General features: G+C 47.1%; 8 protein-coding genes. All 8 read left to right on the plus strand.

Annotation, left to right across the window (positions count from 1 at the left end; translation table 11 throughout):
* Positions 1-6 precede the first annotated feature (6 nt).
* The 8 genes from Q1W14_RS03155 (at position 7) to Q1W14_RS03190 (ending at position 13,569) form a co-directional block, all read left to right on the plus strand.
* Positions 7-1,962, plus strand: coding sequence for a RagB/SusD family nutrient uptake outer membrane protein (locus tag Q1W14_RS03155; RefSeq protein ID WP_300699209.1), 1,956 nt, complete (start codon positions 7-9; stop codon positions 1,960-1,962).
* Between the two features lie 18 nt (positions 1,963-1,980).
* Entirely contained in the window at positions 1,981-2,742 is a 762-nt protein-coding gene (locus tag Q1W14_RS03160) for a DUF3823 domain-containing protein (RefSeq protein ID WP_300699210.1), read from the plus strand.
* A gap of 104 nt (positions 2,743-2,846) precedes the next feature.
* Positions 2,847-3,959, plus strand: coding sequence for a glycoside hydrolase family 76 protein (locus Q1W14_RS03165; RefSeq protein ID WP_300699212.1), 1,113 nt, complete (start codon positions 2,847-2,849; stop codon positions 3,957-3,959).
* Between the two features lie 83 nt (positions 3,960-4,042).
* Positions 4,043-6,148 carry a hypothetical protein gene (locus Q1W14_RS03170; protein ID WP_300699293.1) on the plus strand — a complete coding sequence of 702 codons (2,106 nt, stop codon included), beginning with the start codon at positions 4,043-4,045 and terminating at the stop codon, positions 6,146-6,148.
* 40 nt (positions 6,149-6,188) lie between these two features.
* Positions 6,189-8,669: a glutaminase family protein gene (locus tag Q1W14_RS03175; protein ID WP_300699214.1), complete on the plus strand. Its 2,481-nt coding sequence runs from the start codon at positions 6,189-6,191 to the stop codon at positions 8,667-8,669.
* Between the two features lie 11 nt (positions 8,670-8,680).
* Positions 8,681-10,963: a GH92 family glycosyl hydrolase gene (locus tag Q1W14_RS03180; protein ID WP_300699215.1), complete on the plus strand. Its 2,283-nt coding sequence runs from the start codon at positions 8,681-8,683 to the stop codon at positions 10,961-10,963.
* An 8-nt stretch (positions 10,964-10,971) separates the two neighbouring features.
* On the plus strand, positions 10,972-12,435 hold the full coding sequence (locus tag Q1W14_RS03185) for a glycoside hydrolase family 125 protein (RefSeq protein WP_300699295.1): 1,464 nt from the start codon (positions 10,972-10,974) through the stop codon (positions 12,433-12,435).
* A gap of 6 nt (positions 12,436-12,441) precedes the next feature.
* A complete protein-coding gene (locus tag Q1W14_RS03190; RefSeq protein WP_300699217.1) occupies positions 12,442-13,569 on the plus strand; it encodes an aldose epimerase family protein in 1,128 nt (375 codons plus the stop codon).
* Position 13,570: the final 1 nt, after the last annotated feature.

Genomic DNA, 13,570 nt, shown 5'->3' on the forward strand with positions numbered 1-13,570 from the left:
GAAACAATGATGAAGAAATATATATTTGCATTAGCATTGGCCTCCTGCTCATTGACTTCCTGTCTCGAACTGGATGTGCCTCCTATGAATATTGTGCAGGACAAAGACGTCTTTACCTCTGAGAATGGTGTAACAAGTTACATCGTCCGTCTGTACAGCCAGCTTCCAGTAGAAGATTTCCGCTACTCAGCAGCACGTGGTTTCAACCACTTCTGGATTATCGACCCTGTGCCCATGATTACCGGTGAAGCCATCGGTCGTGACTGGTGCGGTGCTCATAGTGAAGACTTCGACTACTACTCTGATAACAACAACCCAACGGGTAATGGTTATAAGCTGATTCGTGACATCAACTACTTCCTCGAAACTTTAACTTCTTACGAATCCTACTTCTCGACCGAACAGTTGAATACGTGGAAAGGTGAGGCCTTGTTTGCCCGTGGTTTTGCTTACTTCGCCCTGGTTAAACGTTACGGTGGTGTCCCTCTGGTAAACTCAGTACTGAAATATCCGGAGCAGAGCATTGACGAACTAAGAATACCTCGTTCATCCGAAGAAGCTGTATATAATCAGGTATATCAGGACCTTACCGACGCCTTCAACCTGTTGCCCGAGAAAGCGCAACGCGGACGTGCCACCCGTTATGCCGCCGCAGCACTTAACTCACGTGCCATGCTGTTTGCCGGTTCTATCGCCAAATACAACAAGAACTCTACTTTGGTTGACAAAGACGGTAACCGTTTATGTGGCATAGATGCTACCAAAGCAAAAGACTTCTACCAAAAGAGCTACGACGAAGCCAAGAAGGTAGAAGGTCATCACAGCCTATACATGAAGAATTGGAAAGAAGGCGATAAAGAAGCACAATACCAGAACTACGTAAGTGCCTTCTTTGACGAAAGCAGTGAAGAGAATATCTTTGTAAAAGAGTACTCTTACCCTAACTCTGTACACGGATACGACGCATACTGCGTACCCCGTCAGGCTATGGGAGCCAATGGTTACGCCACTTTGGTAAACCCGACACTGGACTTCGTTGAAATGTTCGACGGTCTGCCCAAAGACGCCAACGGACATTTGCAGAACTTCGATGCCAACGGTCATTATAAGATGTATGACAAGACTATGGATTTGTTTGCCAACGCCGAGCCTCGCTTGCGTGCCAACGTAATCCTGCCGGGCGATGAATTCAAAGGTGAAAACATCTCTATCTACCGCGGTCTCTGGACCAAAGCAGATGCTGCCAACGGTATCTCAAAAATCATCCCTGACGGTGCAACCGAGAAGTACGAAAACATTGCCCAGTGCAAAGACTACATCGTAAGCTCTCCCAACCCGGACAAGCAAACTGTATACACCCTGCCCGACGGAACCAAGATGAATGCTGCCGGACTAAGCGGTCCGTTTGCTTCGGACACCGGCGCAGGTGCCATGTCTGGTTTCTCTGTACGCAAATGGTTGAACCCGGATATGCCGAAATCGGATGTATTGGAGAACAACTCTACTCAAACCTGGATTGAAATACGCTATGCCGAAGTTCTATTGAATCGTGCCGAGGCTGCTTACGAACTGGCCGAGCTGGGTGAAGGCAATCAGTATAAGGAAGATGCTTTTACTTGTATCAACCTAATCAGAAACCGTGCAGGTGCCAATCTACTGGCTTCTTCTGCTGATTTGAACGATTTCTCTATCATTCAGACTGAAAGACGCAAAGAGTTGTCATTCGAGAACAAGACTTGGTGGGACTTGAAGCGTTGGAGACTGATTGAGAAAGAACAACAATCCAGCTTATGGAGAATCTTGATGCCTTTCTACGCCGTACATGCAGGCAAGTACTTCTTCGATGTACGCACGGACGAAGACAACCATCGCTTCACGTTCGATACTCGTTGGTACTACAAGAATCTGCCGGGCGGTTCTATCGAGAAGAATCCGTTGCTGATACAGAATCCGGGGTATTAATCATTAAAACTAAAAGACATGAAAAAAATAATATATTACGTAGCCTGCTTAATGCTGTTGTTCACAGCCAATGCTTGTACCGATGTTGACAACTATGATGCTCCCGAAGAAACCATCATGGGACGTATCATCGACAAGAAGACTCAAAAGCCCATGCAGACCGAAGTGGGCGACGGAGGCGTACGTCTGAAACTGTTGGAAATGAGTTGGAGCGACAATCCTACTCCTTATTATACTACAGTAAAACAAGACGGTACTTATCAGAACACCAAGATATTCAAAGGTAACTACATCATCGAGGCGCTGGGTGCATTTGTCCCTACATACGTGACGAACTCCGAAGGCAAGGTAGTGAAAGACGAACGCTGGAAAGGCGACGTGAAAGGTACTACTCAAATAGATTTCGTTGTAGAACCTTTCTTGAATGTAGAATGGGTGGGCGAACCGACAACGAATGCTGACGGAACCATCACGGCTTCCTTCAAGGTAACCCGTGGCACAGACAATGCAGACTATCAGCAGGGTTTGTCGGAAGTGTATCTGTTCCTGAACTCTTCGAGCCCGTATGTAGGCGACAACAACAAGGACGACCGCTACTCAGTACGCATGAGCGATGAGATGAAACAGACCTGCATCGGCAAGGATATCGTTACGCTGACTACCCCCAAGTTGCCGGGAAAACGCAACTACTATGTTCGTGTAGGTGCTCGTATCGATCGTGAAGTAGATGGCCGGAGACGTTACAACTACAACGAACCGAAGACTGTGACTGTACCCTAAGACAATCATATTAATTAACTAGGTTAGTTTTCAATAGGTTTATTATAATCATCTTCCGGCAAGAGACTCTTTTCTTGCCGGGAGATTCTAAAGACACAATTACCATGAGAAATAGAATCTTACTCTTTACACTTTCAATTCTGCTTATTTCCACGTCTGCCACTGCTTCCGGGCGAGTTGCCGAAAAGGAGAAGCCTTATACTGCCAAAGATGCTACTGTGGCAATAGATGCCTTTCACCAAACTTTCTACAACCCGGAGATGAAGCTCTACGCCATCTCGTCCGACGGAAAAGGAAGAGCAGCCATCTGGGTGCAAGCCATCTATTGGGACATGATAATGAATGCATACAAGCGCACCAAGGCTCCCAAGTATCGTCAACTGATTGACGACATTTACCAAGGCGGCTATGAACAATATGCCAAATACAACTGGAACAGCAAGGTAGAATGGTTCATCTACGACGACATGATGTGGTGGATTATCTCACTGGCACGCGCTTACGAGATTACGGGCGACCCGAAATACCTTGCCGATGCCGCCTCCGGCTTCTACCATGTATGGAAAGAATCGAACGACCACGAACGTGGCGGACTGTGGTGGAGTTTTGCCCACGATGCCAAGATGGCGTGCATCAACTATCCTACCATTGTAGGCGGTATGACACTGTACGAGATTACCAAGAAGGCCGACTATCTGGAAAAGTCCAAAGCAACCTACGACTGGTCACGCAACGTATTCTTCGACAAAGAGAAAGGCCGCGTTGCCGATAACATGCACTACCACTTCCAACGTCAGAATGGAATGGACATCGACTGGACTACACAACTCTACAACCAGGGAACGTTTATCGGTTCTGCCGTAATGCTCTATAAAGCAACAAACGACAAGCAATACCTGGACGATGCACTACTCGCTACAGAATATGTACGCAACCACATGTGCGACTCCAACGGCATGCTGGAATTCAAGAACGGAGTGGAACAGGGAATCTACGCCGCCATCTTCTGCCAATACGTTATCCGTCTGATTGAAGACTGCAACCAACCTCAGTATTTGGAATGGCTGCGTAAGAACATCAATACCGGTTGGGCAAACCGTGACAAGACCCGTAATATCACTTTCAAGAATCCGTCCATCCCCTGCCCTACGGGTGTAATGGAAAGCTATGATGCCAGTGCCTGCCCTGCATTGATGCAAGTAATCCCCGCTAAATAACAGAACAACAAAACACATCCATATATAATATGAAAACAAATAGAATATTATTTACCGCTGCCTTCGCACTCTTCTGTAGTGGAATGTATGCACAGAATGCACCTGAAGCAAAGACCATCTTCCAAACATCCGAACCCTGGAAGACAGAAACGGATATCCGCGCCGACGGCGTAATGGTGTACGGAACAGTTGATAAACCCGGAGTTACCTTTGAACAACGCATGCAGTCGTGGAAAGATCGCGGCTACAAGGTGCAATTCATGACCGGTGTAGCCTGGGGCGATTACAGTGATTACTTCCTGGGCTGGTGGGACAAGAGCATCGAGCACATGAAAGAGGGACAACGCGACCGTGATGGACGTGAAATCGGTCACGGCTACCTGACCCCTTATATTGTGCCTACCGAAAGCTTCATCCGCTACATGCAGGAAAAACAGATTAAACGCGTTATCGACTCCGGCATCACATCCATCTATCTGGAAGAACCTGAGTTCTGGGCGCACGCCGGATATAGCGATGCCTTCCGCAATGAGTGGCAGAAGTATTACAACTTCCCCTGGCGTGCACAACACGAATCACCGGAGAATACGTACCTATCCAACAAGTTGAAGTATCAGCTGTACTACAATGCACTGGAGAAGATATTCACGTATGCCAAAGAGTACGGCAAATCGAAGGGACTGGAAATAAAATGCTATGTTCCCACTCACTCGCTAGTGAACTATACTTCCTGGCAGATTATCAGTCCAGAAGCCAGCTTGGCATCCTTGGATTGCGTGGATGGTTACATTGCCCAAGTATGGACAGGTACGTCTCGCGAACCGGTATTCTACAACGGTGTGAAGAAAGAGCGTGTGTTCGAGAATGCTTTCCTTGAATATGGCTGTATGAAGTCCATGACCGACCCGTTGAACCGGGAAATGTACTTCCTTACCGACCCCATTGAAGACCGTGCCAAGGACTGGACGGACTACAAAATCAATTATCAGGCTACCTTCGCTGCACAGCTGATGTACCCCATGATAGATACGTATGAAGTAATGCCTTGGCCGGATCGCATCTATCAAGGCTTGTACCGCATTGCCGGAACAGACAAACGCCAACGTATTCCCCGCTCCTACTCTACACAGATGCAGGTGATGATTAATACATTGAATGACATCAAGAAGTCATCCAAGCAAATCAGCGGTACGAAAGGTATCGGCGTTTTGATGGCGAACTCTATGATGTTCCAACGTTTCCCCAACCATGCCGGATATGAGGACCCTCAATTCTCCAGCTTCTACGGACAAACGTTACCGCTATTGAAGAAGGGTGTTCCTGTAGACATCGTACACATTGAGAACACTCCGTTTGCACAGACTTTCAAAGATTTGAAGGTATTGGTCATGTCTTACTCCAACATGAAACCATTGGATGCCAAGTTCCACGGCTTTATTGCCGATTGGGTAAAAAACGGCGGTGCACTGGTATATTGCGGTGAAGATATCGACCCGTATCAAAGTGTACTGGAATGGTGGAATACCAATGGAAACAATTACACCGCCCCTTCCGAACACCTCTTCGAGCAGATGGGCATGGAGCGCAAACCTTCCGCAGGTGCTTTCAGCTATGGCAAAGGAACGGTTATCGTGATGCGTGAAGACCCCAAACACTTTGTATTGAAAGAGGGTAACGATGCAGCGTACTTCCAAACCGTAGCCGATGTCTATAAGAAAGTAACCAAGAAAGCAGTCGAAACCAAGAATAACTTTATAGTAGAGCGTGGTCCTTATACCATCACCGCTGTATTGGATGAGAGTGTATCGGCAGAACCCCTTCATTTGAAAGGACTTTATATCGACTTGTTCGACAAAGACCTGCCCGTACTTACCGAAGCTATTATCAAACCGGGTGAACAAGGTTATTACTATAATATAAAGAATGTAGCCCGTGGAACGAAAGCTAAAGTTCTTTGCGGTGCATCGCGCATCTATGACGAGAAAGTAAGTGCAAACTCTTACTCCTTCGTTGCCAAAAGTCCGCTGAACACCACTAACATTTCACGCATCTTGTTGCCCAAAGCGCCGAAGAAGGTATCAGTCAACGGAAAGGAAGTACAAGACGCATTGTGGGACCAACATTCAAAGACCATGCGCCTCGGCTTTGAGAATAATCCGGATGGTGTATCTGTAATCGTTGAATGGTAATAGTTTTCAGAATAGGGAAATAAATAATAAAATAGAAATCATGAAGAAATCAATAGTAACCTGTTTGTTAGGAGCCGCCGCTTTGCTTTGCGGTTGCAATTCCGCTTCTACCGTAGAACAGAAGAAAAGTGAATTACGGGTATCATCCTACCCGTTGATAACAATAGACCCTTACACCAGTGTATGGTCATCTACCGATAATTTATACGATTCTCCTACCAAACACTGGACTGGCAAAGACATGTCGCTAATCGGTGTTGCCAAAGTCGATGGAGTGGCTTACCGCTTTATGGGCGATGAGGAACTGGAATTGCTTCCGGTAGTGAAGACTTCGGAGCAAGGAGATTGGACGGGTAAATATACAATTACCAAGCCCGCCGACGGATGGGAGAAAAACGACTTCAACGACGCAAGTTGGAAAGAAGGCCCCGCCGCCTTCGGTACTTGTGAGAACGAACATGTAGCCCAAACACAATGGAGTGAGGAATTCATCTGGGTTCGTCGCCATGTCAACCTGGAAAATGATTTGCAGAATCAGAATATCTATCTGGAATACTCACACGATGACGATGTTATCATTTACATCAACGGAATTAAGGTAGTCGATACCGGCAACGCTTGTAAAAAGCATCAGTTGGTGAAGCTATCCGATGAAGTAAAAGCTACCTTGAAGAAAGGTGAGAATGTCATCGCCGCTTACTGCCATAACCGTGGTGCCAACGCACTGCTGGACTTTGGTCTGCTGGCAGAACAGGACGATACTCGTTTCTTTACTCAAACCGCTACTCAGAACTGGGTTGATGTACAAGCCATGACTACTACTTATGAGTTCACTTGCGGCCCGGTTAACTTGAACCTGGCATTCACAGCCCCCATGTTTATGGATAACCTCGACCTCATGGCACGTCCCGTAAACTATATGACTTATAAGGTTACTGCTAATGACGGCAAACAACACACCGTAGAACTCTACTTTGAAGCCGCTCCGCAATGGGGGCTCGACCTGCCTCATCAAGAATCTGTAAGCAACACATTCACTGAAGGCGATTTGGTATATGTCAAGACCGGAAGCCTCAACCAAAAGATACTCAACAAACAAGGCGACGACGTGCGTATCGACTGGGGACACTTCTACATGGCTGCCAATAAATCGAACACCTACTCCGTAGCAGGCAACGGCATGGAGCTTCGCAAGAGTTTCTTGAACGGAAAAGCAGAAGCCGGTAAGACGGAAGGATACGACAAGTTAGTCTTGGTTTCAAATCTTGGAGAAACCAAGGAAGCCGACGGACACGTTCTCTTGGGTTATGACGACCTATACTCCGTACAATACTTCGGTGAGAACCTTCGTCCGTACTGGAACCGTAAGAACAACGAGACTATTCTTTCTCAATTCGCAAAAGCAGAAAAGGAATATACCGAGCTGATGAAGAAGACTGCCGAGTTCAATGCTCAACTGATGGACGAAGCAACTCAAGCAGGTGGTCGTCAATATGCGGAGTTATGTGCTGCCGCTTACCGCCAGTGTATTGCTGCCCACAAGTTGATGGAAGCACCCAACGGCGAACTATTCTTCCCTTCTAAAGAGAACTTCAGCAACGGGTCTATCGGAACAGTCGACTTGTCTTATCCGTCTTCTCCCATCTTCCTGGTATACAACCCGGACTTGGCAAAAGCACTGATTAACCACATCTTCTATTATAGCGAAAGCGGCAAATGGACGAAACCTTTCGCAGCGCACGATATCGGTACTTATCCATTGGCTAACGGCCAGACTTATGGTGGTGACATGCCGATAGAAGAATCTGGTAATATCTTGATTATGACCGCAGCCATCGCTACAGTAGAAGGCAATGCCGACTACGCAGCCAAACACTGGGAAACCCTCACTACCTGGACCGATTATCTGGTAGAATATGGACTTGACCCCGAGAATCAACTCTGTACCGATGACTTCGCCGGACACTTTGCCCACAACGCCAACTTGTCTGTTAAGGCTATCCTGGGTATCGCATCCTATGGTTATCTGGCAAATATGCAAGGTAAGAAAGAGGTTGCCGAGAAATATTTGCAGAAAGCCAAAGAGATGGCTGGCGAATGGGAAAAGATGGCTAACGATGGCGACCATTACAAGCTAACTTTTGACAAATCAGGAACCTGGAGCCAGAAGTACAACCTGATTTGGAATAAGCTTCTCAAGATGAATATATTCCCGGATAGTATCGCAGAAAAAGAAATTGCGTATTATTTGACCAAACAAAACAAATATGGCTTACCTTTGGACAATCGTGAAGCATATACCAAAACCGACTGGATTATGTGGACCGCAACACTGGCTAATGACAAAGCTACTTTTGAGAAATTCATCGCTCCCGTTTATCTGTTTGTCAACGAGACTACAGACCGCGTTCCGATGTCCGACTGGGTATTTACTGACACTCCCAAACAGAGAGGCTTCCAAGCACGCTCGGTAGTTGGCGGTTATTTCATCAAAATGCTTGAAGATAAATTGAATAAATAAGAAACATTACCATGAAAAGACTCGCATTCTTAGTTACTTGCGTGTTAAGCGCATGGACAATGACTGCAAATGCTGTGACCGAACCGGTGGATTATGTCAATCCACTGGTGGGCTCGCAGTCTAAGCATTCTTTGTCAACCGGCAATACCTATCCTGCTATTGCCCTCCCTTGGGGAATGAACTTTTGGACCGCCCAAACAGGAGTGATGGGCGACGGTTGGGCATACACGTACGACGCCGATAAAATACGCGGCTTCAAACAAACCCATCAACCCAGTCCGTGGATTAACGACTACGGACAATTCTCCATCATGCCGGTTACCGGTAAAGCTGTATTCAACCAGGATGAACGAGCCAGTTGGTTTTCTCACAAAGCGGAGATAGTGAAACCCTATTATTATAAGGTGTATCTGGCAGACCACGACGTCCTGACGGAATTTGCTCCTACCAGCCGTGCTGCTTTATTTCGTTTCACTTTCCCCGAGAACAAAGAATCGTACGTTGTAGTCGATGCCTTCGACAATGGTTCTTACATTAAGGTAATCCCCTCGGAAAACAAAATTATCGGTTACACTACCAAGAACAACGGCGGTGTGCCTGAGAACTTCAAGAATTACTTCGTTGTTGTTTTCGACAAACCTTTCACTTATAAGGCTACGGCAACCAATGGCAACATCGAGACCGGCAAACTGGAAAGTAAAGAGAACCATGTAGGTGGCATTATCGGCTTTTCTACCCGTCGGGGCGAACAGGTTCATGCCCGCATCGCTTCCTCTTTTATCAGCTTCGAACAAGCGGAACAGAATCTGAAAGAACTCGGCAATCGTACTCTGGAAGAAGTAGCCGCCGACGGACGCAATGAATGGAACAAGACACTGGGACGTATCGAAGTAGAAGACACAGACAAAGACAAACTGCGTACTTTCTACTCCTGCCTTTATCGCTCTGTATTATTCCCTCGCAGCTTCTACGAAATAGATGCAAAGGGTCAGCCTGTACACTATAGTCCGTACAATGGAAAAGTGTTGCCCGGCTATATGTTTACCGATACCGGTTTCTGGGACACATTCCGTTGTTTGTTCCCTTTCCTCAACCTGATGTATCCGTCCATGGGCGAGAAGATGCAGGAAGGACTTGCCAATACATACAAAGAAAGCGGTTTCTTACCCGAATGGGCAAGCCCGGGTCATCGGGGTTGCATGGTAGGCAATAACTCTGCCTCTGTGGTAGCCGATGCTTATCTGAAAGGTTTGCGCGGATATGATATCGAAATCCTGTGGGAAGCAGTGAAAAGCGGTGCCAACAGTGTGCATCCGCAAGTATCTTCCACCGGTCGTTGGGGGTATGATTACTACAACAAGCTGGGATATGTACCTTACGATGTAGATATCAAAGAGAACGCAGCCCGTACTTTGGAGTATGCGTTCGATGATTGGAGCATCTATAAGCTGGGACAAGCTTTGGGTAAATCAAAGAAAGAACTGGCAGTATATGCCGAGCGTGCTATGAACTACAAGAACCTGTACGACCCGGAGCATAAGTTGATGCGCGGCAAGAACAAAGACGGCAAGTTCCAGTCGCCATTCAACCCATTGAAGTGGGGAGACGCTTTCACCGAAGGAAATAGCTGGCACTACACTTGGTCTGTATTCCACGACCCGCAAGGACTTATCGACCTGATGGGAGGTAAAGCTGCTTTCAATCAAATGATGGATTCAGTGTTTATCCTGCCTCCGGTATTCGACGAAAGTTATTACGGTAGCGTCATCCACGAAATACGTGAAATGCAGATTATGAATATGGGTAACTATGCTCACGGCAACCAGCCCATTCAGCACATGATATACATGTACAACTATTCGGGAGAACCTTGGAAAGCACAGCAACGCGTTCGTGAAGTTATGGACAAGATGTACAATGCCAATCCCGACGGTTATTGCGGAGATGAAGACAACGGACAGACTTCCGCTTGGTATGTATTCTCCGCCATGGGATTCTATCCGGTTTGCCCGGGAACAGACGAATACGTGCTGGGGACTCCTTACTTCAAGCAGATGAAGCTGAACCTGGAGAACGGAAATACCATCACCATTCATGCACCGGAGAACAGTGACAAGAATTGTTATATCTCCTCTATGAGGGTAAACGGGAATCTTCGTACTCAGAACTTCCTTAATCATAGCGAGCTGATGAAAGGCGCCATTATCGACATAAAGATGACCGACTGCCCCAACAAACAGCGTGGAGTAAATGACACCGATTTCCCCTATTCATTCTCTAAAGAACTAAAATAATAAACATGATGAAGAAACAGACTATCATTACAACATGCACATTGGCGGCAATGTTATTGGCAGCTCCTTCCGCCTTTGCCATGCAATCGGACGAAAGCTACTATGTATGCGCTTCAGATGCCATCAAAAAAGACAATCGCCCCAAAGAATCAAAACGTTTGTTCCGTTCCAAAGCAGTAGAAGGACAGATTCAGCGCATACAGCAGTTGCTGAAGAATCAGAAACTGGCATGGATGTTTGCCAACTGTTTCCCAAATACACTGGACACTACCGTTCACTTCCGTAAAGACAAAAAAGACGGCAAACCCGATACTTTTGTATATACCGGAGACATACATGCCATGTGGCTTCGTGATTCGGGAGCGCAAGTGTGGCCTTACGTACAACTTGCCAACGAGGATAAAGAGTTGAAAGAGATGTTGGTGGGAGTGATTAACCGTCAATTCAAGCTGATAAATGTCGATTCTTATGCCAATGCTTTCAACGATGGTCCTATCCCCAATGGGCATTGGAAAACCGACCTCACCGACATGAACGACGAGGTGCACGAACGCAAATGGGAGATTGACTCTTTATGCTATCCGCTGCGTCTTGCTTATCATTACTGGAAGACTACGGGTGACGCAAGTGTCTTTGATGCCGAATGGATTAAAGCAATACAAAACATTCTGAAAACCTTCCGCGACCAACAACGCCGTGACGGACGTGGTTCTTATCATTTCCAACGCGTGACCGAACGTGCGCTGGACACCATGACAAACGAAGGTTGGGGTAACCCGGTGAAGCCGGTAGGACTGATAGCTTCTTCTTTCCGTCCTTCGGATGATGCTACGACCTTTCAGTTCCTGATACCTTCTAACTTCTTCGCCGTATCTTCCTTGCGCAAAGCTGCCGAGATTTTGACAGCAGTGAATCAGCAACCGGAGTTGGCGAAAGAGTGTACCGGTCTGGCTCAGGAAGTGGAAACCGCACTACAGAAGTATGCTACTTACAATCACCCCAAGTATGGCACTATCTATGCTTTTGAGGTAGACGGCTTCGGCAATCAACTGCTGATGGACGACGCCAATGTACCGAGTTTGATTGCACTACCTTATCTGGGCGATGTGGATATAAACAATCCTATCTATCAGAATACCCGCCGTTTTGTATGGAGCGAGGATAATCCTTACTTCTTCAAAGGCACGGCAGGCGAAGGTATTGGCGGTCCGCACATTGGTTACGACATGATTTGGCCCATGAGTATCATGATGAAAGCTTTTACAAGCCAAAACGATGAAGAGATAAAGACTTGTGTGAAGATGTTGATGGATACCGAAGCCGGCACAGGCTTTATGCACGAATCTTTCCATAAGGATAATGCGTCCAAGTTCACCCGTGCATGGTTTGCCTGGCAGAATACGCTATTCGGTGAACTTATTCTGAAACTGGTGAATGATGGCAAGCTCGACTTGTTGAACAGCATACAGTAAACGTGTATGAAGAAGTATCTGATAATGATGGTTGCGGCAGTCTGTATGACTGCCTGCAACCATTCTTCCGTTTTAACCCAGTCCGGCTTGGACCCTGCCAAGTTCCGGACAGAAGTAGATGGCAAGCAAACAGACCTGTTCATCCTTCGTAATGCGCAGGGCATGGAAGTTACCGTAACCAACTTGGGCGGACGAATCGTATCGGTGCTGGTTCCCGACAAAGACGGAGTAATGCGCGATGTAGTCCTGGGCTTCGACTCCATCCCGGATTATATTCACAAGCCTACTGACTTCGGAGCATCTACCGGACGTTATGCCAACCGCATCCACAACGGACGTTTCACACTGGATGGCGTAGAGTATCAGTTGCCCCGCAACAACTACGGGCATTGCCTGCATGGCGGACCAAGAGGTTTCCAATATCAGGTATTCGACAGCAAACAGACGGACGGACAGACTTTGGAGCTGACCTATCTTTCGAAAGACAATGAAGAGTGCTTCCCCGGCAATCTGAACTGCAAAGTTATCTTCGTCTTGACCGACGACAATGCCATCGACATCCGTTACGAGGCCGAAACCGACAAGCCGACCATCGTCAACATGACCAACCATTCTTACTTCAACCTGGACGGCGACGGCTTCAGCATCGCCGAGCATCTACTGAGGGTGAATGCCGATGCCTATACTCCGATTGATAGTACCTTCATCACTACCGGAGAAATAGCTACGGTAGAAGGTACTCCGATGGACTTCCGGCAATACACGCCGATTGGGTCACGCATCAATCAGACAGAGTTCGAGCAGCTACGTTTCGGGCAGGGGTACGACCACAACTGGGTGTTGAATACCAAGGGAGACATCAGTCAAGTGTGTGCTTCGCTCAAATCGCCTAAGACGGGCATTGTGCTCGATGTATATACCAATGAACCCGGCATACAGATATACACCGGAAACTTCCTGAACGGCATCATTCATGGAAAGAAAGGAGTGCCCTACGACCATCGTCCTTCGCTGTGCATGGAAACCCAGAAGTACCCCGATAGCCCTAACAAGGGAGACTGGCCGTCACCGGTTCTTCGGCCGGGAGAGAAGTACGAAAGCCACTGCATTTATAAGTTCTCGGTAGAGAAATAAC

Source organism: Bacteroides sp. (assembly GCF_030151085.1).
Taxonomy (GTDB): domain Bacteria; phylum Bacteroidota; class Bacteroidia; order Bacteroidales; family Bacteroidaceae; genus Bacteroides.

Excerpts from the sequence above, each read along its gene's own strand:
- Q1W14_RS03155 (WP_300699209.1), top strand. The coding sequence starts at position 7 with ATGATGAAGAAATATATATTTGCATTAGCATTGGCCTCCTGCTCATTG.
- Q1W14_RS03160 (WP_300699210.1), top strand. The coding sequence starts at position 1,981 with ATGAAAAAAATAATATATTACGTAGCCTGCTTAATGCTGTTGTTCACA.
- Q1W14_RS03165 (WP_300699212.1), top strand. The coding sequence starts at position 2,847 with ATGAGAAATAGAATCTTACTCTTTACACTTTCAATTCTGCTTATTTCC.
- Q1W14_RS03170 (WP_300699293.1), top strand. The coding sequence starts at position 4,043 with ATGTATGCACAGAATGCACCTGAAGCAAAGACCATCTTCCAAACATCC.
- Q1W14_RS03175 (WP_300699214.1), top strand. The coding sequence starts at position 6,189 with ATGAAGAAATCAATAGTAACCTGTTTGTTAGGAGCCGCCGCTTTGCTT.
- Q1W14_RS03180 (WP_300699215.1), top strand. The coding sequence starts at position 8,681 with ATGAAAAGACTCGCATTCTTAGTTACTTGCGTGTTAAGCGCATGGACA.
- Q1W14_RS03185 (WP_300699295.1), top strand. The coding sequence starts at position 10,972 with ATGAAGAAACAGACTATCATTACAACATGCACATTGGCGGCAATGTTA.
- Q1W14_RS03190 (WP_300699217.1), top strand. The coding sequence starts at position 12,442 with ATGAAGAAGTATCTGATAATGATGGTTGCGGCAGTCTGTATGACTGCC.